This is a genomic window from Streptosporangium sp. G12 (genome assembly GCF_052983175.1).
On sequence record NZ_JBRIQO010000051.1, the window covers coordinates 14,278 to 37,533 of the forward strand.

A 23,256-nucleotide genomic window follows, 5' to 3' on the forward strand; every position below is an offset into this window, starting at 1 on the left:
GGTAGGCCCCCAGCGGTCCCTCCGGGGAGCACCGGACCCGGATGTTGAGGGCTGGGTGGAAGTCCATAGCTTCGCAGAAACGAACATCTGTGAGAGTTCTGCCAGGGCCCTCGATGGGATCCCGTTTCCGCAGGCCGCGGCTCGCAAAAGTCCTCTCGAAACCGACACGTTGTGCGAGGCACTTCTACGAGACTGCCGCCATGGATCTCACGCCCGATCAGGCCGCATTGGCGGTGGAACGTCACGACTGCCCGAACTGTGACGCGCCCGCCGGCAGCGCCTGCCGCACCCGGGGCGGCAAGACCGCCGCGAAGTACTACACCCCGCGCTTCGTCCTCATCCCCGCGCTCCGCGAGCACCTGGAGATCCCCGTCCCCGCCGACCGGCTCCCCGGCCGCGCGTGGAAGCAGGGCCCCGCGCTCGCCGTTGTGCCCGCGCCCCGCACCGAGCGGCCGATCCGCATCGGGTACGCCCGCACCTCGACCGCCCGCCAGGAACTGGCCAGCCAACTCGAAGCCCTCCATCGGGCGGAGTGCCACAAGGTCTTCTCCGAGCAGATCAGCACCCGTATCAAGATCCGGCCCGAGCTGGAGAAGGCGCTCGCGCTGGCCCGCCAGTTCAAGGAGGCCGCGCCCGAGACGCCGGTCATCTTCACCGTCCACGAGCTCAAGCGCCTCGCGCGCAACGCCGCCGAGCTATGACCCTGTCGGCCGATCTCCAGGCCGGCGGCATCCGGCTCGAACTCCTCACCGGCCCACTCACCGGCCTCTACGACCCCAACGGCATGGGCGCCATGTTCTTCGCCGTCCTGGCCGTCGCCGGGCAGATCGCACGCAACTACATCCGGGAGAAGACCTTGGAGGGCCAGGTCACCGCGGCGGTCAAGGGTAACCACGGCGGACGGCCGAAGGTCATCGACGACGACATGCTCATCTTCGCCGTCGCGCTCAAGGACAAGGGCGTCCCCGTCCCGGAGATCGCCAAGAAGCTGGTCATCAAGACCGGGAAGAACGCGGGCAAGCACCCCTCGGTCGCCTCGCTCTACCGGGCATTGGCTGAAGCCGAGGACTCCGCAACGGACGACGGCCTGCCGCTGCGACCCAAGCCCGTCCGCATCCGCCGACCCGGGGATCCGCTCACCCCCGAGGAGATCGACCTGCGTGAACGCCTCCAGGCCCAGCCTCACCCGGACACGGAGATCCGCAGCTAGACCCCATGATCAACGACTCATGCCGGTCTCAAGGCCAGGCCCTTCGCCGTTCACACAAATGGGGCCAATCCTCGACGGTAAACCTGTACCCAGGTACCGAATGCAAGCCCCTCAGGCATACGTGTAGCACCGAAATCCAGCTGATCCTCCTCTGGAGACCGTCCTGTGCGAGGCGCTCAGCGGGCCCGCAGCCCGTTCAGTACAACATCGAGATAGTGGTGGCCGACTGCGGCTTGCTTCTGCGGATCGATGGCTGGATGCATCCTGGCCGAGAAGGCGATTCCACAGATCAATGGCGTCATGTCGGCGAGCGTGATGCCGGGCGCCAGCCGCCCTGCGGCCCCGGCCCGTTCGAATAGTTGAGTGAACAGCGAGGACAACTGATCGAGTAGATGCGCTGTGCCAGGTAGGGCGGCCGTGGGTGCGGACAGTACGGGGGACAGGGCGGCGTCACTTAGTTGCGCGTCTACGATCCTGACCAGGAAATCGCGAAAGGCCGTCCAAGGGTCGTCCTGCTCCACGGCCCGTTCGGCGGCCTGGATCAGCGCCTCCAGTCCGTCCACCGCCACTGCCTCGATCAACGCCTGAGGCGTTGGGAAGTGCCGGTATACCGTGGCGACGCCAACGCCGGCCGCGCGGGCCACCTCGTTCAGCTGAATCGGGGTGCCGTCCGCGACCAGCTTCCGGCCGATCTCGATGATTCGCTGACGGTTGCGTGCTGCGTCCTTACGGAGCCGGGGAGCGGTCACTTCTCCAACATAAACGGATAGCAGCTCCACTTGCCCCGCCTGGGTCCGGAGCCTCCGGACGGTCGACTCAGGCAGTGAAGCGGATGACTCATCCGTTTAGTGTTAGGGTAAGGCAACCGGATGATCCATCCGTTTCACTGCCCCTTTGGGTCTGGAGAGAACATGAAGATCCTCATCACCGGGGGCACCGGCTACTTGGGCTCGGTGCTCGTCGAACACTTCCTCGCAGCAGGCCACGAAGTAGTGGCGCTGACCCGGTCCCCGGAATCAGCAGCGAAAGCGACCCAGGCGGGCGCGCGTCCTCTGCTCGGCAGCCTGACCGACACCGCTCTCCTGGAAAGGGCAGCAACACAAGCCGATGCCGTGGTGCACACCGCAGTCGACTATGCCGGCGGCGATGATGCGGTCACGGCGGAAGCCGCTGCTGTGGAGGCGCTGACCCGTGGGGCGGGTAAGGCGGGTACTGGCAAACCGTTCATCTACACCAGCACGAACCTGGTCTACGGGCTCGACCCTGCCCATTCCCGCGACGAAGACGCAGAACTGCCGGAACCGGGTCTGCTGCCGTCCAAGCTCGTCGGCGAGCGCTTGGTGCGCGAGGCGGCGGGCCTGAACGGCATCATCATCCGCGCGAGTCTGGTCTACGGTCGAGGCGGCACCCTGCTGCTGACCAATCTGATCGGCGCCGCGACCCGCTCGGGCGCTGCCACCTACATCGGCTCCGGCGACAACGAGTGGACCCCGGTGCACGCGGACGATCTCGCCCGCCTGTACCTGAGGGCCCTGGAGCATCCGGTGGCGGGAATCTACAACGCGTCCGGACCGCAGCAGTTCACATTCCGCGAACTTGCCGAGGCGATCGCGGATCTGACCGGAACCACCGCGACCTCGATCACCGCCGAACAGGCCGAGAGCGCCATGGGGCCGATGGCCGCGCTGCTTCAATCCTCGGCGCGCACACCCTCCCGGAAGGCGCACGAGACGTTCGGGTGGAGCACGAGCGGTCCCGCCCTACTGGACGACGTGCGCTCCGGCTCCTACCAGGTTGTGAACCCGTGAGCCCCAGCCTGGCCAGCCACGCCATTGTCGGTCTGCTGCGTATAACAGGAGTGAAGAAGCGCCAGTTCAAGCCCAGCCGTTTCCTTACCGAAGTGGCTAACCCGTCCCCGCCGCGCCTGCCGGGTGTCACGGTCCGGCGGGAAGAGTTCGAAGGCTGGCCGGTCTATCGGCTGACGCCCGTCAATCCGGTGAAGCACTACGCCCTCTACATCCACGGCGGCGCCTGGGCCGCCCCCATCACCACGCAGCACTGGCGCCTCGCCGCCCGGATCGCCGTTGAATCCGGCTGCGAAGTCGCCCTGCCCCTCTACCCGCGCCTGCCCGCCGCTACCCACGCCGACGTCCTTCCGGTCATGCAGGGCCTGTTTCAGCACGTCCAGAAACAGGGACCGACCGCTCTGATCGGCGATTCAGCGGGCGCGAACATCGCTTTGTCCGTGCTCCAGGCCCTGACCCCGCAAGGCGAGCGCCCGGATATCACCGTTCTCATCTCACCTGCCCTCGACCTGACCTTCACCAATCCGAAGATCGCCGACATCGCACCACATGACCCGTTGCTGAATCTCGAGCACATCCGAGTTCTCGCGGTCCGCTGGGCAGCCCCAGCCGACCCTTCAAACCCTCAGACCAGTCCTCTGAACGGCCACCTGGACCACCTCGGACTCGTCCACGTGTACGCCGGGACTCGCGACGTCCTCTTCCCCGACGCCGTCCTGCTCCGGGACCGGAGCGAAAACATGGCCGGAACCGATCTTCACCTGCACATCGGCGAGGGAATGATCCATGACTGGCCGATCATGCCGATCCCGGAGGGCCGTCGGACGGCCGGAGACGTCATTGCCCTTCTGCGAGGCGCGCGTACCGAGCGGCCCGGCCGGCCCAACTCGGATCCCACCAGGGGTGCGGCCGGAATGCGGTGGAAAGGGCCACCAAGCCCCCGCGCAGGGCGGGAGATTCAGCTCGAACATGACGGATAAATCCGGCGTGATGACGCGATCTCGTACGTTTCCGCAGGCCACGTTGTTCACTAACGCTTAGGAGCCTTATGTCAACCCCTCCGTGCCTCAGAGCTGGCTCACGATCGAGGCATGGACGAGCTAGGGGTTTTGAACGAGCAGATCTTCGCTGCGGAGAGCCGGCAGCCCGTCGACGGCCTGCCCTGGAGGAATTTCTCGACAGAGTGCTCACCGGTGACTTCGTCCTGCGACGATCGGCAGCCGATTAACATAAGTCGATCTCAAAGCGGGCGGCGCGCCCCAGCACCGCACCGTGCCAGGTGAGGTGGCCAAGGCCACGCGACGTCGTCGGCAAGTCCGCGCCCGCTCCGGGCGGCCGGCCTGGCAGCAGGATCGGGCCGGCGGACCCTTTGTTCACCCTTCTTCGGGTCCCTCCTCGGGGACACCGTCGCAAAAGGGGCGCAAGCCGATGGCCAGGTCGGCGCGGGTGAAGGCGTAGCGGCCCAGGAAGTTGATGTGGTCGTACTGGATTGGTGACAGCCGAAGGGCATGGCCCAGGACCGTCAGCCCCCCAACCAGGCCAAACGTGCCCCGTCACCGAACCGAGATGAAGATCAACTTCCTATCGCTAATTCCTGCACCAATCCTCCCCGGAGGCCGTACCGCCTGATCCAGCGTGGCACCTCGCATTCCGCAGATCCAACTCCGTCTCAAAATCAAGTCTCACTATATTTAGATTTTGAGATGGCGGTAGATGGTCGCCCTGGAGACGTCGAAACGGGCAGCTATCTCCTCGCCGCTGCGGCCTTCGGCGTACAGGGAGCGCACCTGGGCGATCTGCTCCTCGGTGAGGAGGGCGCGCCGTCCGCCATTCCGTCCCCGGGCGCGGCCGCGGGCCCGGTGGGCGGCCGGCTCGCCCAGCAGCGCCCGGGCGCCGTCCAGGATCAGGCTTCGCAGCTTTTCCGGCGGCGCGTCGCGGAAAAGCAGCACCGGGTCGGCCAGCCCAGCGACCACCTGGCAGGCGCGCACCCGCTGCTCGATCTCGCTGGCCGGCCCGGCCACCAGCTCGTTGGCCAGGGCGATCGCGGTGCGGAAACGGTCCGCGATCGGCGCCTGCACCAGCAGTGTCATGTCCTTGACCAGCATGGTGAGCGTATGGCGGTGGCGCAGGTGCACATCGACGTAGCCTTCGATCGCCCGCCACCGCACCTCCTCGGCACTGTCGCAGGACTCGGCCGCGGCCAGCACCGCCTCCAATTCGTCCAGCAGTGGAATGGTGAGCCGGCGGAGGATCTCCTCCTTGGAGTCGAAGTGGTAGTAGAGGGCGGCCTTGGTGATGCCCACCTCGTCGGCGATGGCCTGCATGGAGGTGGCACGGTAGCCGCGGGCGGCGAACAGGACGCGCGCCGCCTCCAATATCCGCTCGAATGTCATTCGATCTCACTTACCTGTGGTCAGTTTTTTCGCTAAGGTGCTTACCGGAAGTCAGTTTATTGCTGTGGGGATGATCTGCATGCGGACCAAGGTGTCCTTCACTGCCGCCGGCGTCCGGTGTGCTGGCTACCAGAGGGCTGCTGCAGATGATGCGCTACCGGCCCGCCGACGCCGCCGCGCGGCTGACCTGCCCTCTGCTGGTCTGCGTCGCCGCCGACGACCGGGAGACGCCGCTGGAGACCACCAGGGTCCTGGCCGACCGTGCGCCGCAAGGCGAACTGCGCATCTACCCCGGCAGCCACTTCACCTTCTACACCGACCTCAGCTTCCGGAATCGGGTGGTCACCGAGCAGATCGACTTCTATCGCCGGACATTTGCGGCAATGTGAGCTTTTGTCGCGGGTGACATCGCGCACCTGCATTCTTGGGAGAACCATGCTGCACGGACGTCAAGCGGAGCAATCTGTCATTGCCGAGTTGGTCGAAGGCGGGTGCGGCGCACTGGTCGTGCGCGGCGAGGCGGGCATCGGCAAGTCGGCCCTACTGGAGTGTGCTGCGGCTGGAGCGCAGGCGCAGGTGTTAAGGGTGTCCGGTGTCGAGTCCGAGGCTGATCTGCCCTTCGCCGCGCTGCACGTACTGCTGCGTCCCGTCCTCGATCACGTCGAGGTGCTGCCGCGCCAACAGGCGGAGGCGCTGCGCGGTGCGCTCGGCCTCGGCGGCACCACCCGAGGCGACCGTTTCCTGGTCGGGCTCGCGACGCTCAACCTGCTGGTGGAGTTGTCGGCCGCGGACCCGGTGCTCTGCTTGGTCGACGACGCGCAGTGGTTGGACGGCGAGTCGGCCGACGCTCTGCTGTTCGCCGCGCGTCGTCTGCATGCCGAGCCCGTCGCCGTTCTGTTCGCCGCGCGGGACGAGGATGTGCGGGACGGCGGGTTCCCCGCCCAGGGGCTGCCCGAGTTGCGGCTGCGGGAGCTGGATGCCGAGGCGGCAGGCAACCTCCTCGCCGAGCAGGCGGCGGATCTGCCGCCCACCGTGCGCGACCAGCTGGTGGCCGAGGCCGGGGGCAACCCGCTAGCGCTGATCGAGCTGCCCCGGATGCTCCCCCCTGAGCAGCGTAAGGGGCCCATGGCTCCGCTGGCCTTCGTCGCCGGTACGGCGCAGCCGGTGACGGACCGGGTGCTGATGGGCTTCCGCGACCGCGTCTCGGCGTTTGCCGCCGCGACCCGCTCGTGCCTGTTGGTGGCGGCGTTGGACCACCACGGCGGGTTGGAGGTGCTGGCACGCGCGGTCGGCCGGCTCGGGGCCTCGCTGGTCGACTTCGCTGAAGCCGAGCGCGCGGGTCTGGTCCGGGTGGGGCCGGAGGGCGTTGCCTTCCATCATCCGCTGGTGCGTACGGCGGTACTGCTGGCCTGCGACATCGGTGACCGGATGGCCGCCCACCGGGCGCTGGCCGAGACCGCCGACGACGACCGGCGCGCCTGGCACCGGGCCGCTCTCACTCTGCAGCCCGACGAGGAGGTGGCCGGGGAACTGGAGAACCTGGCGCTGCGCGCGCTGCGCCGCGGCGGGCAGGCGGCGGTGTCGGCGGCTTACACCCGCGCGGCCGAGCTGTCGCCCGACCCGGGCCGGGCCGTGCGCCGCTGGACCGCCGCCGCCCAAGCCGCGATCGAGGCGGGCCTGTGGCAGCGCGCGGGCGAGCTGGTGGCCAGGGCGCGGCACCGGGCCGAGACGGTCACGCTGGCAGGTTCGGCCCAGGCGGAACTCGCCTACGTGCGCGCCAAGCTGGAGGTCGAGGCGGGCCGACCGCTGGATGGAGTACGGCTGCTGCACCACGGGGCCGAGGCGACCGACGACCTGCCCGGCAAGTTGTCGCTGCTGGCCATGGCGGGCTACTACACCTGGGCCAGTGCCACCCACCCCGACCAGCTCACCCTGGCCCGCCGTACCGAGGAACTGTGCCCGGACGGCGAGGGACCGGTGGAGGCGGTGCGCACCGTCAACCACTCCTTCCGCCGGGTCCTGGAGGGCGACGCCACCCCCACGCTTCTGTCCGGCAGGACGGGACGGGACGACCACATCCCCTACGAGCTGCGCTGCCTTCAGGTGTTTCAAGGCATCGTCGGCCAGGACATCGCTGGCATGCTCGACGCCCCCACCGCGCTCGTCGAGGAATGCCGGGCGGAGGGACGGCTGGGGCGCTTGCCCCAGGCCATGGTGATCCTGGCCATCGCCGAGGTGCTCGGCGGCCGGCATCCCGCCGCGCGGGCCACGGTGACCACGGGTCTGGTCCTGGCTTCCGATGTCGGCCAGCCGATGTGGCGCGGCTACCTGGCGGGCATCCACGCCTGGCTGTCGGCGGTCGCCGGGGCGCAGGAGGAGTGCGAGGCGATGGCCGAGCAGGCGATCCGTGACGCCGACCACCGTAGGTGGATGCCCGGAGCAGGTTGGGGGGAGTGTGCCCGTGCGATCCTCGACCTCGGGCTGGGCCGCTACGAAGCGATGCTTGACCGGGTGGACCGGGCGATGAGCGGTCCCACCAGCCATGCCTTCCTGTGGCGGTATTCCTGGCCCGACTACATCGAGGCCGCTGTCCGCGTAGGAAAGCGACAGCGTGCCCAGGGCCTGCTCCACAGCTTGGCCGCCTCCGCGGAGGCGACGGGCCGGACCGCACCGCTCGCCCTCCTCCAGCGGGCGCGTGCGCTGCTGAGCCCCGACAGCGCGGCCGGGGCGCTGTACGAACGGGCCCTGGCCCTGCACGCCCAGGACAGGCAGCCCTTCGACGAGGCACGTACCCGCCTGGTCTATGGCGAGTGGCTGCGCCGCAACAGGCGGCGAGCCGAGGCACGCGCCCAGCTCCAGGCTGCCATGGAGGCCTTCGGCCAGCTGGGCGCCACTCCTTGGGCTGCCCGTGCCGCCACCGAGATGCGCGCGACCGGGCTCAGCCTTCCGGACCGCTTGCAGGCCGCAGATCCACTGGCCGTGCTGACTCCGCAGGAGCTGCAGGTGGTACGGCTGGCCGTTACCGGGGCGTCCAACCGCGAGATCGGCGCGCGGCTGTTCCTGAGCCCCCGCACCGTCGCCTCCCATCTGTACAAGGTCTTCCCCAAGCTGGGGGTGGCCTCTCGCGCCGAGCTGGCCAGGCTGGAGCTGGCGTAGGTCAGACCCGGCGGTAGATGATCGGCTGGGCGGCGATGCCGTTGGCCTTGAAGTTGGCCAGCACGAAGCTGCGGAAAGTGGGCCGGAAGATCAGGCTGGGCAGGAAGGTGCGCCAGTTGGGCCAGCTGGCGTGGTTGATCAACCCGTAGTCGGCGGGCTCGTCCTCCAGTGGCCGCATCAGCGCGGAACTGGGCAGCGCGGTCTTGGCCTGGAACCACCCGGCGGTGTACTCCCACACCTTCAGCAGCGTCTCGCGGTCGTCGGCGTAGAAGTAGTTGAACAGGTAGCAGTGGTCCTGGCCGTGGTCCACGTCGCCGAGCCGGCCGGCGTTGTCAGCCACGATCTGGTGGGTACGGCGGGCGGCCGCGCGGAGGGTCTCGGCGAGTTCCTGGTAGGCGGCACTCTTGCGCAGTTCCAGCGCGGCCTCCACGGACGCGGTGCGGATCAGCACGACGACGTCGAAGCGCGCCGGCCGGATGCCCCTCGCGGCCAGCACCTCCTCGCCCTCGCCGGGCGGGCGCAGGACCGCGCGGAACACGTTCGCCTCGCGCGCCTCGATCCCCGCGGCCAGCGCCTTGAGCCGGGCGGCCAGTCGTGTGGGGGCAGACGCGAAGGGGCCACGCCAGGAACCGACCTCACCGGCCAGCATGACGAAGCCGTCACCGGTCGGGGGTACAGTCCGGGCCTGGACGGCCAGATGGTCATTGATCAGCTTCATGGCGCCGACCCTAGCCAGAAGCCCTCGGGGATCGCCTCTGTCACCTGACTGATGTTCGCCGACCGGCTACCGTGCTGATGCCGGTGAGTTCGGGATCGCGATTCGGTAGCAATGCGGCGGGGACGAGCACGAGGCCGCCGAGGACCGGTCCGAGAAGTGGTGCGAGCTGGCCGGGCACTGCGACCAGCGCCATCACCCGGCCCAGCCGCCGCGGGCCCGCCGCGGTCGGGAGGATCGTCTGCAACCGGGGCAGGGTCAGCCCGTTGCCGATGGAGTTGCTCGGCGCCGGCGCCGAGCGCGGTTCCGGCATCATCCAGGGCGACGCCCAAGATGGTGGTGTTGAGCAGGGAGGCCAGGCCGCCGATCATGAGGACGAAGGCAAGGCAGAGCAGGTCGGGTCCACGGGATCAGAGCCAGCAGATTTTGTTGGCATACCAACAGTATGGCGGCTAACATGTTGGCATGCCAACAAAAAAGGGTTCCCATCCGGGAGCCCAGATCGCGGAGGCCCCGCTGGGTTCGCTGCTGCTGCAGACGGTGCGGGCCCATGCGGCCCTGGCCGCCTCGCTCCTGGCAGACGTAGGGGTGGTCGCGCCGCAGGAGGTCGTCCTGTTGTACCTCGAGGACCACGGTCGGGTGCCACAGTTCGAGATCGTCCGCTTCATGGCCCGTGACCGCTCCACGGTGACTGCGACCTTGCAGGCCATGGAACGCGCGCAGCTCGTCGTGCGGGCGCCGTCCCAGAGCGACCAGCGTTCGGTGGAGGTCGAACTCACCGACGCCGGGCGCGCATTGTGCCCTTTGATCCGCGCGGCCTGGTCCGAACTTGAACGCCTCACCTTCGGCCCGCTCTCGCCTTCGCAGCGCGAGCATCTCGCAGCCAGCCTCACCACCGTCCGCGACGCCGCCCGGACCCACGACGAGCAGCAGGAACCCAGGCGGTGAGGGCTGCCGCGCACACCCTTTCCGATCAGTCGACCTGGTGGGAAAGACCCTACGGACCACCTCTCGCCTGCTGACCCCGGGAGCACCCCTCATGCCGACCGTCATCGTGTTCAGCCGCTACGGTCCTCCGGAAGTCCTGAGCGCCCGGCAGGTCGAAACCCCGCGACCGGGTCCGTGACCTGGCGCCGGACGGCGTCGACGCGGCCCTGGATCTGGTCGGTGGCCAGGCCGTCGCCGCCAGCCTCGCACTGGTTCCGGATCGCCACCGCATCGGGACGACCGTCGACCGGCACGCGGTGAAGAACCATGGCATACAGCGAGTGGGAACCCGTTCCCTGACCGCCCTGCGCGGGGTCGTCGACGTGGCCGCGACCGGTCGGCTGATCCTGCCCGTCCAGACGTTCCCCCTCCACGATGCCCCGAGCGCGCATCATGTCGTCGAGGGCGGCCACGTGCGAGGCAAGGTGATCCTCGCCGTCTGAACGGCGGGCCGGCCGTGGCCTCCGGACAGGCGCTCCCGTCTGGGAACAGTGACCTTGCCGTCACAGCGGCATGCTGACGGTGATCATCTCTTCACCTTGATCCCCGGACAGGATGATCGACAGTTCCCATACGCCGTCCATGGCGAACAGGTTCTCCGTGGCGACGAAGCGGCCCTGACCGGCCTGGAGGGTGCCGACCGGCGGCAGGGCGTGGCCCATGCCGGGCATGGTCGCGGCCGGGGTGACCGTTTCCGCCTCGCCTGAGGTCACCCGCACCTCGACCGGATCGACCGGCAGCACAGTGACGATGTAGCGCGTACCCCCGCCTTCACGCTCTCAGGGCCGCCGCCGAGCCAGCGCGAAACGACGGCGACCTGACGACCAGGTGGCCGGTCATGCCCATCGCTTCCGTCGGGTGACCGATGTGCCCCGAGCACACGTCAGTCACCTGACGGAAGCGACCACCATCGCGATCTTCTTAGAGTTCCGGCCATGACCAAGCGACCTGAACCCTATTCGGCGACCGTCATGGCGATCCTGGCCGCCGCCTTCTGCGCCTGGGCCCTGCTCACCCTCCCCGTTCAGGGAGCCGTCATCCTCGTGATCGCCAGCGTGCTGGGCTGGAGCGGCTGGATCGCCTTCAGCTACACCCGCCCGGTGAAATCCAGGAAGGTCATCGCCGTCTACCTGTGCGCGGTGGGTTTCCAGCTCATCCACATGGCCGAGGAGTACACCGGCGGCTTCCCGCACGAGATCGTCGAGTTGTTCGATTCGCCGCGTGACTGGCCGGAGAAGGAGTTCCTGCTCGTCTTCGTCTTCGGGTTCGGCGCCCTCTACTTCTTCGCCGGTGCCGGCGCGCTCTACCGCGTCCGCGTGGCCAACTTTTTCCTGTGGTGGTACGCCCTGGGCGCCGGCCTGCTCAACGGCGTCGCCCACTTCGTCTTCCCGATCCTCAAGGGCGGCTACTTCCCCGGCCTGTACACCGCCGGCGGCCACTTCGTCATGAGCGGGCTGCTGATCTACTTCCTCATCAAAGAGAACCGCCTGCTCAAAGCCGAGGAGCAGCAGGTCCAGGCGCTGGTCAGGTAGCGCGGCCCCATTGCCGCACCTGGACGCTGACGGGCTTGGGCAGGACAGCGTCCGATGATTGCGACCCGACTGGAGGAAACATGGAACGAATTGTTGTGCAGCCAGTGGGAACGGTCGTCGGCGGGCGCGCCAAGGCGTTCGACGATGACTGGAATGCCGGGAAGGCGCTGATCCGTCTCGACGGAACACGTTTCGGGCCGGAGGCGCTCACCGGGCTGGCGCCTTCTCGCATCTGGAGGCGGTCTTCCGGTTCCACCTCGTGGACCCATCCTCGATCAACACCTCCGCCCGCCATCCCCGCGACAACCCGGACTGGCCCAAGGTCGGCATCTTCGCCCAGCGCGGCAAGAACCGGCCGAACCTGCTGGGCGTCTCGCGCTGCCGACTACTTGCCGTGGACGGCCTGGACCTCCATGTCCGCGGCCTGGACGCCATCGACGGCAGCCCGGTCCTTGACATCAAGCCCTACATGGCCGAGTTCGGCCCGCAGGGCGAGACGGTGCAGCCGGAGTGGGCGATCGAGCTGATGCGCACCTACTACTGATCTGGAAGGAACCTCTCATGTCGAAGACCGTCCTGGTGACCGGCGCCTCCAGCGGAATCGGGCGCGCCACCGCGCTGCTGCTGGCCCGCGAGGGCTTCACCGTCTACGCGGGGGTGCGCAAGGAGTCAGACGGCCAAGCACTCGGCCCCACTGTCACACCCATCCTTCTCGACGTCACCGACGCCGGCCAGATCGCGGAGGCCGCCGAACGCCTGAGCCACCTGGATGCCCTGGTCAACAATGCCGGCATCGGTGTCACCGGGCCGCTGGAGTTCGTTCCCCTGGACGCGCTGCGCCGACAGTACGAGGTCAATGTCTTCGGCCAGATAGCGGTCACCCAGGCGATGCTGCCGATGTTGCGGGCCTCGCGCGGACGCGTGGTCACGGTCGGCTCGGTGGGCAGCTGGATCACATTGCCGTTCGGCGGTCCGCTGTGCTCCTCCAAGCACGCCATCCGCTCGCTGAACGACGCGCTGCGCATGGAGGTCAAACCCTGGCGGATCCGCGCGGTACTCATCGAACCCGGCTCCATTCACACAGAGGCGGTGGACAAGCTGGAAGACGAGGTCGAACCCCGCCTGGCCTCCCTCGGCGAGCAGGGCAGGCAGCTGTACGGCGCTGCCTACCGCACCATGACCACCGCCGGGCTCAAGGAGGAACGCTCCGGCTCCAGCCCCGACGTGGTCGCCCGCGCCGTCCTGCACGCCCTGACCGCGCGCAAGCCCCGCTCCCGCTACCCGGTCGGCAAGAAGTCCCGGTTGATGAGCACTCTCGGCCGCATCGTCCCCCAGTACACCCTCGACCGTTTGCGCCTGCGCGCCCTCGGCCTGTCCTGAACCCTGAACGGAGCACACCGATGCCCCAGCTCGCCGGAGTCGACGCCCTCGTCGCGCTCGACCCCGTTTTCGCCCGGCTCGCCGTCGGCGCGGGCCACAATCTGTGGGGCCTGACCCACCTGACCCTGCGTGAGAAGGCGTTCGTCTGCCTGACCGCCGACCTGTGCCACCCCCACCTGGACCTGCCGTTGGCCATGCACATGCAGATGGCCCTGGCCAACGGCGTCGAACCCGAGTCGATCCGGGAGCTCTACCGCCACCTGGCCCCCTACGTGGGTTACCCCATCCTCGTCCCGGCCTTCCAGCGTCTGGCCGAGCTCGGCCTCCCGGAGGCATCCGACACCGAGGCGGTCCAGCCGGTGCCGCTGACCGGGCCGCTGGCCCGCGCCGTACGCGACCTTGAGGACGTGGACCCGGGCCTGGCCGCCTTCACCGAGGACCAGCTCGCCCAGCGCTGGGCCCGCCCCCACCTCAGTGTCCGCGAGCGGGCCATCGCCTGTCTGGTCGTGGACGTCTTCTACCAGACGTTGGGCGAATCCCTCCACCTTCACGCCGAGTTGGCCGAAGCGGCCGGAGTGACCGAGGAAACCCTGCGCGATCTGCTCCGCGGCCTGGCCGAGTTCGGGCTGCCCCGGGCCTGGGCCGCCGCCAAGGTTCTCTTTCCTCGGCGGGGCTCCGGTTCGAGGGCGCCGGGCTGATAACCGCTCGCCGGCTGCGCGCGGCCTGCTCACCAGCCGGAGAGCACCGTCTCGGCCATCGCCCGTCTACTCTGCGGCATTCGCTCCACCGGTCTTAAAGACATCCCCGAGCTCTCGACAGGCCCTGCCATCGACCAGCCGACCACACGATCTGACCTGAGAAGCGGGAAGCCGACTTCCCAGGTCGGGGTCAATATGGCGGCTGGTGCCACATCGGCCAACGGCACCCGAGGTTCGCTGCCGCATCCGGCCCTCCTAATCGGATACCCATCCGTTTGTGCTGCGGTACGACCAGAAAGCGGATAGCTATCCATTAAAGGATGGCCGGCGAAGGGCGAGAACGTGGGCAAACGGGCTGTGGTGACGGCGGGGACCGGGGGAATCGGCCTGGAGACCGCGATGGGGCTGGCGGCGATCGGTTACGCGGTGACCGTGGTGGGCCGGAACGCCGAGCGGGGCGCCCGCGCGGTCGAGCGGATCGACGCGGTCACGACCGGCCCGGGGGCGAGGTTCATCGCCGCGGACCTCGCGTCGCTCGATGCCGTACGAGCGCTCGCGACCCGCCTCGCCGGGGAAGGACCGTTGAACGTCCTGGTCAACAACGTCGGGGCGATGTTCGCGGACCGGCAGCAGACGGTGGACGGGATCGAGGCGTCGTTCGCCGTGAACCACCTTTCCCCGTACCTGCTGACCGAACTGCTGCTGGAACCGCTCCAGGCCGCGGGACCAAGCCGGATCGTGAGCGTCACCTCGGGTTCGATCCGGGTCGCCAAACGCTCCTTCGACGCCGTCGAGCCGCCGGGCGGCTACTACGGCTTCCACTGGTACGGCCGGGCGAAGCTCGCCAACCTCGCCTACACGCTGGATCTCGCGGAGCGGCTGCGAGGCACGGGCGTCTCGGTCTTCGCGGCCGACCCGGGCGGGGCGGCCACCGACATGACCAACGGCACCATGCTGTCGTCCAGAATCGTCTCGCCGGGACTGCGACCGCTCTGGCCGCTGCTCCGGCGAACCTTCGAGTACGCCACGTCCGGCTCCGCGTCGGTGGCGGCACGGTCGTCGATCCTCGCCGCGGCCGACGCCTCGCTCGACGGGCGGACCGGCCTGGTCATCGGGCCCAAGGTCCGTCCCGTCCGCCCTTTCGCCCCCGCCGCCGACCCGCGAACGGCCAAGGCCGTCCTGGGGCTCAGCCGGCAGCTGGCCCCGCTCGCCCCGCCTGCCGTCGCGATCGCCTGAGGCGAACCGCCGCCGTCCGGTGCGGCGGGCGCGGTCAGCGCGCGCCGGCCGTCCGCACCTCCTTCTTGCGCGCCCGGTAGGCCGCCGCCTTGATCTTGTTGCCGCAGGACTCCATGCCGCACCACTCCCGGCGCCCGCCGCGCGACCGATCGATGAAGATCTTGGTGCACTCGGGGTTGGCGCACTCCTTCATCAGCGGCATCTCCGGCCCGCTGAGCAGTTCGATGGCGTGCCGGGCCACGGTGGACAGCGCCTGCGCCGGGGTCGCCTCGACCCACCGCCCCCCGGCCGTGAGCTGGGGGGTCGCCGGGGGCGTGCGAGCCGTCTCGTTCACCAGCGCGAGCGCCCGGTCGTCGTATCCGTCACCGGCCAGCCGGGAGGTGACCAGCCCGTAGACGGCCTCCCGCAGCGCCACCGCCCGGACCAGATCCGCTTCCGTGCAGGAGGAGACGACGTCGACGACGCCGGACTCCACATACCAGGCGTCGAGCCGGTCGGGAGCGTCGAGCGTCTCCACGTGCGCCGTGCGGCGCGCGCGAACCGTGCAGGCGAAGTCGAGCGCGGGGTTGCCGCACAGAAAGACATGATTCACATCACCAGTTTGACAGGTGACTTCCAGTCGTGCAATGGTCGTCACCACTTGAACCGGTGACGAATCGGAGGGCGCGGTGGAGTACGACTACGTGGTGGTGGGGGCGGGCACCGCGGGCAGCGTGCTGGCGGCCAGGCTGTCCGAGGACGCCGGCGCGCGCGTGGTGCTGCTGGAGGCGGGCGGCACCGGCCCGTCCGAGTTCGTCTCCGACCCGCCCGCGTGGCCGCGCCTGCTCGGGACGTCGCGTAACTGGGGGGAGCGCACCACTAACCAGGCGTCGACCGGGACGTCGATCCCGCTGGCCAGGGGCCGCGGGCTCGGGGGCTCGTCGGCCATCAACGCCATGGTCTTCACCCGAGGGCACCGCTCCGGCTACGACGCCTGGGCGGCGAAGGGGTGGAGCTTCGACGACCTTCTCCCCTACCTCAAGCGGAGCGAACGGGCGCCGGGGCGCGGCGCCAGGTGGCGAGGCCGGCGCGGCCCGCTGACCGTCGCCCCCGCCGCGGAGCCGAACCCCGTGCTCGAAGCCTGCGTGGAGGCGGCCGTGGAGGCCGGGCACCGCAGGGCCGACGACATCTCCTCGGGCGTGGAGGAGGGCTTCGGATGGCCGGATCTGAACATCGTCGACGGCAGGCGGCAGAGCGCCGCCGACGCGTACCTGGCTCCGGCCTCCGGACGCGGCAACCTGCGCATCATGACGGACGCCCCGGTCCACCGCGTCCTGATCGAACGCGGCCGGTGCGTGGGCGTGGTCTGCACCGTCGGCGGCGAGCAGGTCACCGTACGGGCCACCAGGGAGGTGGTGCTCGCGGCCGGCGCCATCGGGACACCGCACCTGCTGATGCTGTCCGGCGTCGGGCCGCACCGGCACCTTCGGGAGGCGGGCGTCGAGGTCGTGCACGACCTGCCGGGGGTCGGGTCGAACCTGCAGGACCACGTCATGGCCGGTCTGGTGTACGCGCCCGCCCGCCCCGTCCCCACTCCCAGGAACAACCGCGGGGAGGCGCTCGGCCTGTTGCGCGGCCCGGACGCGCGGACCGGGCCCGACCTGCAGATCATCTTCGTGGACGTCCCGAGCCACTCCCCCGCGCTCGGCGGCCCGCAGCGGGGCTACACCATCCGCGTGTCCCTGATGCGCCCGCACAGCCGCGGCACCGTACGCCTGGCGTCCGCCTCCCCCGCGTCCCCGCCCGTCATCGACCCCGGCTACTACTCCGACACACGCGACCTGACCACGATGGTCGCGGGCCTGGAGGCCGCCAGGGAGATCGGCCGGGCGCGGGCGCTGGACAGCTGGCGCGGCGGCGAGGTGCTGCCCGGCGTGGACGTGCGGGACACCAGGGCCCTGCGGGCCTACCTGCGCGCGGGCCTGGCCTCGTACTTCCATCCGGCCGGCACCTGCGCGATCGGCCGGGACGAGGGCGCGGTGGTGGACGAGGAACTGCGGGTGCACGGCATCGAGGGCCTGCGCGTGGCCGACGCGTCGGTGATGCCGTCGATCGTGTCGGGGAACACCAACGCGACCGTGTACGGCATCGCGGAGCGGGCCGCGGAACTCGTCGCGCAGGCCTGACGCGGCGGGGGCGGCTTTCTGCTCAGAAGCCGTCCACGTCGACGACGGCCCTGGCGAACGCCTCCGGGGCCTCCTGCGGGACGTTGTGGCCGATCCCCCGCAGGGTCCTGTGCTCGTACGCGCCGGTGAAGCGCTCGCGGTAGGACGAACCGTTCCCGGGGGGAGTGAACGGGTCGAGCTCGGCGTCGAGGGTGATCGTGGGCACGGAGATCTTCGGAGCCGCGGCGAGCCGCTTCTCGACGGAGTCGTAACGGGGCTCGCCCTTGGCCAGGCCCAGCCGCCAGCGGTAGTTGTGGATCACGATGGGCACCCAGTCGGGATTGGCGAACGACGCCGTGGTGCGCTTGAGCGTGGCCTCGTCGAACTTCCACGTCGGCGAGACGTTCTTCCAGAGGAGCCTGACGAACTCCTCGCGGTACTTCTCGAGCCCGAGCCGCCCTCTTTCCGTGGCGAAGTAGTACTGGTACCACCAGGCGTGCTCGGCCTGCGGCGGCAGCGGATTCCGGTTCGCCTCACGGTTGGTGATCAGGTAGCCGGACACCGAGACGAGGGCCTTGCAGCGCTCGGGCCAGAGCGCGGCGATGATGTCGGCCGTCCGCGACCCCCAGTCGAAGCCCGCGAGGACCGCCTTTTCGATCTTGAGCGCGTCCATCAGCGCGACGATGTCGAGGGCGATCGCCGCCTGCTGGGCGTTGCGAAACGTCCTGTCCGACAGGAACCGCGTCGTACCGTGTCCGCGCAGGTAGGGGACGATCACCCGGTATCCCTGCGCCGCCAGCGGGGGCGCCACGCCGGTATAGCTGTGGATGTCGTACGGGAAACCGTGGAGCAGGATGACCACGGGACCGCCGGGCGGGCCCGACTCGGCGTACCCGACCTCCAGCACGCCCGCCTTGACGTGCTTCAGCGCGTCCGTCCCGGCGTGCTTCGGCGCGCCCGCCGAGGCGGATGCCGCGGGCAGGCCGGGCAGCGCCGCCGCGGCCGTCCCCGCGACCAGCAATTTGGAAAACATACGCCTGTCCATGACATTCACCTTCGATATCGAAAACAACCGTTTTTCGAGCACGGGAAGCGGGGTGGGCGCGTTTCCGCGCGGCGGAACCCGCGGACTCCTGGCGCGCAGGGAACGCTTTCCGGTGCGGCAGGACGCCGGACGCCGTGAGGCGGGACGCGAGGGCCGCGGCCGATCCGGCTCGGCGGCCCTCGCGTTCCCCGTTCGCGCCGCCGGGTTCAGAACACCTGGGCGAAGCAGGCGATGGCGACGGCCAACGCGAGCAGGACCACCGACAGGGCCCTTGCGAGATTCAGGATGTGCGACACGATACTCCTTCCCTGCGGAGCGCCCGGCGCCGCCGATGCGGCGGGACGTCAGGCGGCGGTCGCCCGGATGGTGACCGGGATGTTGCCCCGGGTGGCCTTGGAGTAGGGGCAGATCTGGTGGGCGGCCGCGCCGAGCTCGTCGGCGGTCCGGGCGTCCACGCCGCCGAGTTCGAGGGTGAGGACGGCGCCGAGGCCGAACTCGTCGTCCGGGCTGTGGTTCAGGGTCACCTCGGCCGTGACGCTCGTGCTGGTCAGCCTCACCTTGCGCTGGGCCGCCGCCCTCCTGACCGCGCCGAGGAAGCAGGCGGCCCAGCCGGCGGCGAACAGCTGCTCGGGGTTGGTGGCTCCCCCGGCCCCGCCCAGCTCCTTGGGGATGGCGAGGGTGGTGTCGAGCAGGCCGTCGTCGGCCGTGACGCGGCCCCCGTTGCGGCCCTCTCCCGTCACGGTGACGACCGCGGTGTAGCTGGCAGCCATGGTGTTCTTCCTTCCTGGGGTGATCGGTCGTCCGAACGGGCACGCCCACTGGCGTCACCTGTTCGGCTGGTGACGATGTTGGCAGCACCGCCCGTCACCTGTCAAACCGGTAACGCACGGGAGGGCCGGCGTACCGCGTGGCGGTGGTCCGCCGCGGGAGATGATCAGGCCGCTGACGCCGCCCCGCCAGCAAGAACGCCGGCATCCGAGCAAGCCTGACGAAAGTCTTACGGCTCCCCGTCGCCGTTGGCTCGTCACCGTCGCGGCTGCTCGAATGGCGGGGTGACCGATTCACGAGACGAAACAGAAAGCGGCCCTCCCATCGCGCGGCGGGTGATGTTCTCGATGCTCGCCGCCGGCGCCGCCGGCCTTGTGGCCGCGCCCTACCTGCAGGGCGGCTGGGAGAAGGCCCTCGGAGCCGTCTCCCAGAACGACCCCAGCGGGCTGACCGGGCTCCTGCCCAATCCGAGTGGCTTCCGCTACTTCAGCGTCGCGGGCTCGGTACCGACAAAGGACCGGACGAACTACCGGCTGACGATCGACGGCCTCGTCGACCGCCCCACGACGTACACGCTGGACGCCCTGCGCGCGTTGCCGCAGACCCGGGTCGTCGGTGACGTGGAGTGCACCGACGGCTGGCGGGTCCCGAACACGCCCTTCGAAGGGGTGCTGCTCTCGCACCTCCTCGACGCGGTCGGCGTGCGACCGGAGGCCAAAGCAGTCCGCTTCACCTGCTTCGACGGCGTGTACAGCGAAAGCCTCACGCTCGCGCAGGCGCGCCGTTCCGACATGCTGGTGGCCCTGAAGATGCAGGACAAGCCGCTCTCGCACCCTCAAGGCGGGCCCGTCCGGCTGTACGCGGCGCCGATGTACTTCTACAAGTCAGCCAAATGGCTCTCCGGCATCTCCGTGACCGACAAGGTCATTCCTGGCTACTGGGAGGAGTACGGCTATGACGTCGACGGTTGGCTCGACGGAGCCGACCGCTCCGTCTGAGCGCTCCGGGCGCATACTGCGGTTCACCCGCGCCGAGCGGCTGGTCCACCGTGCCACGGCCGGGCTCATGCTGCTGTGCGCGGGGGCGGCGGCCTGCCTGTACTTCTCGCCGCTGGCCCAGCTGGTCGGCCGCCGCCACCTGGTGGTCGTCATCCACGAGTGGTCGGGGATCCTGCTGCCGGCGCCGTTCCTGCTCGGCCTCGCCTCGTCGGCGTTCCGCGCCGACCTCCGCAGGCTGAACCGGCTGGCGCGGTACGACAAGGAGTGGCTGCGCGCGGTCCGCAAGGGCTGGACCTCACCTGATCGGCGGCCCGCCGGCAAGTTCAACGCCGGGCAGAAGATCTACGCGGGGTGGATGGCCGGAACCGTGCCGATCATGATGTTCACCGGTCTGCTGATGTGGTTCGGCGGACTCCTGCCGGTGATCTCCCGGACGAGCGCCATCTTCGTGCACGACGTGGCGGCCCTGGCCATCGCCCTCGTGGTGCTCGGGCACATCCGGATGGCGTACCGGGATCCGCAAGCACGGCGGGGGATGCGCACCGGGTACGTGGAACCGGCCTGGGCGAGGAGGTGGCACTCCAGATGGGTGGAGAGGGATCGGTGACCACGGACCCACCGCGGCGGGCCACGGGCCGGAACCCGGAGATCACCAGAACGGTGGGGCCGGGACCAGTGCCTCCGCAGGTTCCCCGCGCCGGTCACGGCGTCGTGTAGCCCAGGCCGTAGGGGCCGGCGCCGATGGCGGAGATCACCAGGTAGCGGTAGTCGCCGGGCGGGCCCCAGTAGCCGAGTTCCTCGAAGGGGTTGGGGCTGCTCGAGGCCGCGACGGTGCTCCAGCTGGAGCCGGTCCGTTTTTGCAGGTAGAGATCGAAGTCGCGGCCGGCGTCGCTGGCCAGGCAGCCGTAGTGGCTACCGGTGGCGGTCGTGCGGTAGTACAGGCCGCCGGGCTGGTGGACCGATTGGGCGTTGTCCAGCGACGTCGCGCTGGGTGATGGTGCCGCAGTGCCAGTTGAGGCCGGTGCTGGAGGACCCGGCCAGGCAGACCGAGGCGCCCTCGACGGCCTGCCTGGCACCGTAGACGCGCATGGTGCCACCGGTGTCGTTGCCCACCAGTGGCCTGGGTTTCCAGGTTTCGTTGACCGCGACTCAGGAGTGGTCGGCGCCCGGGAACGTCGAGTCCCGCACGACGCCCTGGGGCGCTTGTTGAAGCCGACCGAGCAGCGGGTCCTGACGTCGACGTAGCGCACGCCGCTCACCGACGAGAGGGCGGGCCGGGTGGTGGTGGCGAGTCTCTCCTTGATCGCCTGCAGTTCCTCCAGCGACCGGCGGACGAGGAGGGGCTGGGCGCCCTGGGCGGTGATCTGGGCGGCGTCGGCGCTGCTGGTGGTGGCCACCACGAGGGTGTGCGCGGTGGTTCCCAACAGCCAGGAACCGGCGAAACGGGTCCCAAGCCGTCTGCGGAGCTGCGCCGCGATCGGGGCCAGCCGGATCTCGTTGAGCAGACGGCTCTGGGCCTGGTCCGTGGTGAGGCCCAGATCGCGCTGCAGGGTCACCATCATGCCCAGGGGAGGTCGCCGCGCCGCCAGAACCCGCTCGAGGGCCTTCCCGCCCGGCGCGGCCAGGGTCGCCTGGACCGGGTGGGTGGCGACGGCCGGGGCCGCCATCGGGGCAAGGGCGGTGATCGCCAGGAAACATCCCATGGCGACGGCCCGCGTGCGGGACATGATGCTCTCCTCAACCTCGGCTTCGTGAGCGTGAGGGGAGATCGCCTTGCGGTGCCGGTCGATCCGGGATGGAGACGATGTCACTTTAATGCAGGCATTGCCGCTCAGGACCTGAAAGCTCCGCGCCACGCAGATGCCGACGTGCGGGCACCGGTACGTCCAGCGGGGTCGACACGCCCGGGTCGTCGCCCCGGGACTCCCGAAGCTATGGCGAGCCGCAGGTACGTCGACTGACGAGTGCCGGTCGCGCCCAGGGCCAGGCTCCCCCGCGCGCGACCGGCTCACCGACGGCTTGATGGAGGTCGGGTCGACGCCGGGATTCGCGCGGCGGCTGCACCCGAGGCGCTTCACTGGTCGTCGAGAAAGAGCTCTTCGATCTTCAGGTTGAACAGCTTGGCGAGACGGAAGGCGAATGGAAGGCTCGGGTCGAACTTCTCTGTTTCGATCGCGTTGATCGTCTGCCTTGACACGCCGACACGCTGCGCCAGGTCGGCCTGCGTCCAGGCGCGTTCGGTCCGAAGTTCCTTGATGCGGTTCTTCATCGGTATCTGATCTTGCCGACGATGATGGCGATCGAGTAGACGACTCCCAGGAGCACGGGGAAGAGTGCGATGTCGACGTCGTGGACGACGAGGTCGGCGGCATCCGCGACGACGTAGGCGAATCCGCCGACCCACCCCACTCCGAGGGTGACCGCCAGCGCATCCTGCACGATTTTCCGTTGCAACTCATCTTGCCCTCGGAGAAAGCGCGCGAAGGCGACGATCCATCCGATGCCGACGACAAGATTGGCGGCAACCGCGGCCCAGCTCGCCACCGGTTGCTGTGAATCCCACAAGAGGCCGGGACCGAATCTGGCCAGGGCAAGGGTCGCCACCCAGACGAGTGTCCAGAGTACGAGTTGAACGGCTGTCTTGATCGATTCCTGATAGGCCCCGGTCTCGTCGTGTGCTTGCACGAGCTACCTCCCTGCGACCAGAAGTCAAGTACACTTGACACGGTAGAAGGCGTTCGCAGCGATGTCAAGCACACTTGACATTGGGCCGGGTCGGCCCCGGTCCGGGCGGCATGGGGCAGACCTGTTCGCGCCGAGCGCACACTGCCGCGATTCGTGATCACGCCGCGCGCGATCGGCGTCGACGGAACCTCTCCCGCCCTCCACCGCCAAGTCGACGGCCTGCTCCTGGAGAAGAATCGGCGCCGGCGCGACGGAGCGCGCGCCGATCGCCTGGGCCATGGATGTGATAGTTACGACCTGATGGGGCAGAAGCGATGGATGAGATTCCACGGCGTGTCAACGGTCGTGGCGGCCGGGGCGGCGCTGCTGGTGTGTGTGGCGGGGTGCGCGTCCGCGGCCGCGCCTTCCGCTCAGCGGGCGGCGCAGGACTTCTACGCCGCCGTGCGGGACCGCCAGGTGGAGCGGGCCTGCGCGCTGCTGGCTCCGGAGGCGGCCGAGAGCCTG

27 protein-coding genes are annotated in these 23,256 nt (G+C 69.4%); 16 read left to right on the forward strand and 11 right to left on the reverse strand.

The features are described 5' to 3' along the window. Positions 1-200 precede the first annotated feature (200 nt). Complete coding sequence (locus ACVCAG_RS44065; RefSeq protein ID WP_440089593.1) at positions 201-701, forward strand: recombinase family protein; 501 nt, start codon at positions 201-203, stop codon at positions 699-701. Next, positions 698-1,210 (forward strand): hypothetical protein, encoded by a 513-nt coding sequence (locus ACVCAG_RS44070; protein WP_440089594.1) that lies wholly within the window; start codon positions 698-700, stop codon positions 1,208-1,210. The genes ACVCAG_RS44065 and ACVCAG_RS44070 overlap by 4 nt, the downstream gene beginning before the upstream one ends. Before the next feature lie 176 nt (positions 1,211-1,386). Here the strand turns inward: ACVCAG_RS44070 and ACVCAG_RS44075 are convergent, their stop codons facing one another. After that, positions 1,387-1,959, reverse strand: coding sequence for an SbtR family transcriptional regulator (locus ACVCAG_RS44075; protein WP_440089595.1), 573 nt, complete (start codon positions 1,957-1,959; stop codon positions 1,387-1,389). A gap of 162 nt (positions 1,960-2,121) precedes the next feature. Between ACVCAG_RS44075 and ACVCAG_RS44080 the strand changes: the two genes are divergently transcribed. Both ACVCAG_RS44080 and ACVCAG_RS44085 read left to right on the forward strand, forming a co-directional pair. Further along, positions 2,122-3,018, forward strand: coding sequence for an NAD-dependent epimerase/dehydratase family protein (locus tag ACVCAG_RS44080; protein WP_440089597.1), 897 nt, complete (start codon positions 2,122-2,124; stop codon positions 3,016-3,018). Beyond that, on the forward strand, positions 3,015-3,995 hold the full coding sequence (locus tag ACVCAG_RS44085) for an alpha/beta hydrolase fold domain-containing protein (RefSeq protein WP_440089598.1): 981 nt from the start codon (positions 3,015-3,017) through the stop codon (positions 3,993-3,995). Before ACVCAG_RS44080 ends, ACVCAG_RS44085 begins: the two co-directional genes overlap by 4 nt. 711 nt (positions 3,996-4,706) lie before the next feature. Here ACVCAG_RS44085 and ACVCAG_RS44090 read toward each other — a convergent pair. Continuing rightward, positions 4,707-5,408 carry a TetR family transcriptional regulator gene (locus tag ACVCAG_RS44090; RefSeq protein WP_440089599.1) on the reverse strand — a complete coding sequence of 234 codons (702 nt, stop codon included), beginning with the start codon at positions 5,406-5,408 and terminating at the stop codon, positions 4,707-4,709. Positions 5,409-5,527: 119 nt separating this feature from the next. Between ACVCAG_RS44090 and ACVCAG_RS44095 the strand changes: the two genes are divergently transcribed. Together ACVCAG_RS44095 and ACVCAG_RS44100 are read left to right on the forward strand one after the other, a co-directional pair. Further along, complete coding sequence (locus ACVCAG_RS44095; protein ID WP_440089600.1) at positions 5,528-5,797, forward strand: alpha/beta fold hydrolase; 270 nt, start codon at positions 5,528-5,530, stop codon at positions 5,795-5,797. Between the two features lie 46 nt (positions 5,798-5,843). Then, on the forward strand, positions 5,844-8,564 hold the full coding sequence (locus ACVCAG_RS44100) for a LuxR C-terminal-related transcriptional regulator (protein ID WP_440089602.1): 2,721 nt from the start codon (positions 5,844-5,846) through the stop codon (positions 8,562-8,564). A 1-nt stretch (position 8,565) separates the two neighbouring features. Here the strand turns inward: ACVCAG_RS44100 and ACVCAG_RS44105 are convergent, their stop codons facing one another. Beyond that, positions 8,566-9,282, reverse strand: a complete 717-nt coding sequence (locus tag ACVCAG_RS44105) for a hypothetical protein (RefSeq protein ID WP_440089603.1) — start codon at positions 9,280-9,282, stop codon at positions 8,566-8,568. Between the two features lie 40 nt (positions 9,283-9,322). Continuing rightward, a complete protein-coding gene (locus tag ACVCAG_RS44110) occupies positions 9,323-9,595 on the reverse strand; it encodes a hypothetical protein (RefSeq protein WP_447191565.1) in 273 nt (90 codons plus the stop codon). Between the two features lie 149 nt (positions 9,596-9,744). Between ACVCAG_RS44110 and ACVCAG_RS44115 the strand changes: the two genes are divergently transcribed. After that, positions 9,745-10,227, forward strand: coding sequence for a MarR family transcriptional regulator (locus tag ACVCAG_RS44115; protein WP_440089606.1), 483 nt, complete (start codon positions 9,745-9,747; stop codon positions 10,225-10,227). Positions 10,228-10,406: 179 nt separating this feature from the next. After that, the gene (locus ACVCAG_RS44120) at positions 10,407-10,709 is read left to right on the forward strand and encodes a zinc-binding dehydrogenase (RefSeq protein WP_440089628.1); all 303 of its coding nucleotides are present in this window, start codon (positions 10,407-10,409) and stop codon (positions 10,707-10,709) included. Between the two features lie 60 nt (positions 10,710-10,769). Here the strand turns inward: ACVCAG_RS44120 and ACVCAG_RS44125 are convergent, their stop codons facing one another. Then, positions 10,770-11,009 (reverse strand): hypothetical protein, encoded by a 240-nt coding sequence (locus ACVCAG_RS44125; RefSeq protein WP_440089607.1) that lies wholly within the window; start codon positions 11,007-11,009, stop codon positions 10,770-10,772. Between the two features lie 192 nt (positions 11,010-11,201). Here ACVCAG_RS44125 and ACVCAG_RS44130 point away from each other — a divergent pair, with 192 nt between their 5' ends. The 5 genes from ACVCAG_RS44130 to ACVCAG_RS44150 all read left to right on the forward strand — a co-directional run bounded on the left by ACVCAG_RS44130 (position 11,202) and on the right by ACVCAG_RS44150 (position 15,112). Further along, positions 11,202-11,798, forward strand: coding sequence for an HXXEE domain-containing protein (locus ACVCAG_RS44130; RefSeq protein WP_440089608.1), 597 nt, complete (start codon positions 11,202-11,204; stop codon positions 11,796-11,798). A 259-nt stretch (positions 11,799-12,057) separates the two neighbouring features. After that, positions 12,058-12,342, forward strand: coding sequence for a TrmO family methyltransferase domain-containing protein (locus ACVCAG_RS44135; RefSeq protein WP_440089610.1), 285 nt, complete (start codon positions 12,058-12,060; stop codon positions 12,340-12,342). A 17-nt stretch (positions 12,343-12,359) separates the two neighbouring features. Beyond that, positions 12,360-13,178, forward strand: a complete 819-nt coding sequence (locus ACVCAG_RS44140) for an SDR family NAD(P)-dependent oxidoreductase (RefSeq protein ID WP_440089612.1) — start codon at positions 12,360-12,362, stop codon at positions 13,176-13,178. 20 nt (positions 13,179-13,198) lie between these two features. After that, entirely contained in the window at positions 13,199-13,876 is a 678-nt protein-coding gene (locus ACVCAG_RS44145; protein WP_440089613.1) for a carboxymuconolactone decarboxylase family protein, read from the forward strand. A 342-nt stretch (positions 13,877-14,218) separates the two neighbouring features. Then, positions 14,219-15,112 (forward strand): SDR family NAD(P)-dependent oxidoreductase, encoded by an 894-nt coding sequence (locus ACVCAG_RS44150; protein WP_440089614.1) that lies wholly within the window; start codon positions 14,219-14,221, stop codon positions 15,110-15,112. A gap of 34 nt (positions 15,113-15,146) precedes the next feature. Here ACVCAG_RS44150 and ACVCAG_RS44155 read toward each other — a convergent pair whose 3' ends face one another. Then, positions 15,147-15,704 (reverse strand): ABATE domain-containing protein, encoded by a 558-nt coding sequence (locus tag ACVCAG_RS44155; protein WP_440089615.1) that lies wholly within the window; start codon positions 15,702-15,704, stop codon positions 15,147-15,149. 76 nt (positions 15,705-15,780) lie between these two features. Here ACVCAG_RS44155 and ACVCAG_RS44160 point away from each other — a divergent pair, with 76 nt between their 5' ends. Then, complete coding sequence (locus ACVCAG_RS44160; RefSeq protein WP_440089617.1) at positions 15,781-17,277, forward strand: GMC family oxidoreductase N-terminal domain-containing protein; 1,497 nt, start codon at positions 15,781-15,783, stop codon at positions 17,275-17,277. A 22-nt stretch (positions 17,278-17,299) separates the two neighbouring features. On the opposite strand, the gene ACVCAG_RS44165 is transcribed toward ACVCAG_RS44160, so the two are convergent. After that, positions 17,300-18,301, reverse strand: a complete 1,002-nt coding sequence (locus ACVCAG_RS44165) for an alpha/beta fold hydrolase (protein ID WP_440089618.1) — start codon at positions 18,299-18,301, stop codon at positions 17,300-17,302. 344 nt (positions 18,302-18,645) lie between these two features. Continuing rightward, positions 18,646-19,071 (reverse strand): organic hydroperoxide resistance protein, encoded by a 426-nt coding sequence (locus ACVCAG_RS44170; RefSeq protein WP_440089619.1) that lies wholly within the window; start codon positions 19,069-19,071, stop codon positions 18,646-18,648. 282 nt (positions 19,072-19,353) lie between these two features. On the opposite strand from ACVCAG_RS44170, the gene ACVCAG_RS44175 reads away from it, so the two are divergent. Further along, entirely contained in the window at positions 19,354-20,067 is a 714-nt protein-coding gene (locus tag ACVCAG_RS44175; RefSeq protein ID WP_440089621.1) for a molybdopterin-dependent oxidoreductase, read from the forward strand. Further along, positions 20,024-20,674, forward strand: coding sequence for a cytochrome b/b6 domain-containing protein (locus ACVCAG_RS44180; RefSeq protein WP_440089623.1), 651 nt, complete (start codon positions 20,024-20,026; stop codon positions 20,672-20,674). Before ACVCAG_RS44175 ends, ACVCAG_RS44180 begins: the two co-directional genes overlap by 44 nt. A 94-nt stretch (positions 20,675-20,768) precedes the next feature. Here ACVCAG_RS44180 and ACVCAG_RS44185 read toward each other — a convergent pair whose 3' ends face one another. The 3 genes from ACVCAG_RS44185 to ACVCAG_RS44195 form a co-directional block, all read right to left on the reverse strand. Then, complete coding sequence (locus ACVCAG_RS44185) at positions 20,769-21,794, reverse strand: hypothetical protein (RefSeq protein ID WP_440089625.1); 1,026 nt, start codon at positions 21,792-21,794, stop codon at positions 20,769-20,771. Positions 21,795-22,141: 347 nt separating this feature from the next. Next, positions 22,142-22,336, reverse strand: a complete 195-nt coding sequence (locus ACVCAG_RS44190; RefSeq protein WP_440089626.1) for a helix-turn-helix domain-containing protein — start codon at positions 22,334-22,336, stop codon at positions 22,142-22,144. Then, positions 22,333-22,752: a hypothetical protein gene (locus tag ACVCAG_RS44195; RefSeq protein WP_440089627.1), complete on the reverse strand. Its 420-nt coding sequence runs from the start codon at positions 22,750-22,752 to the stop codon at positions 22,333-22,335. Before ACVCAG_RS44195 ends, ACVCAG_RS44190 begins: the two co-directional genes overlap by 4 nt. Between the last annotated feature and the right edge of the window lie 504 nt (positions 22,753-23,256).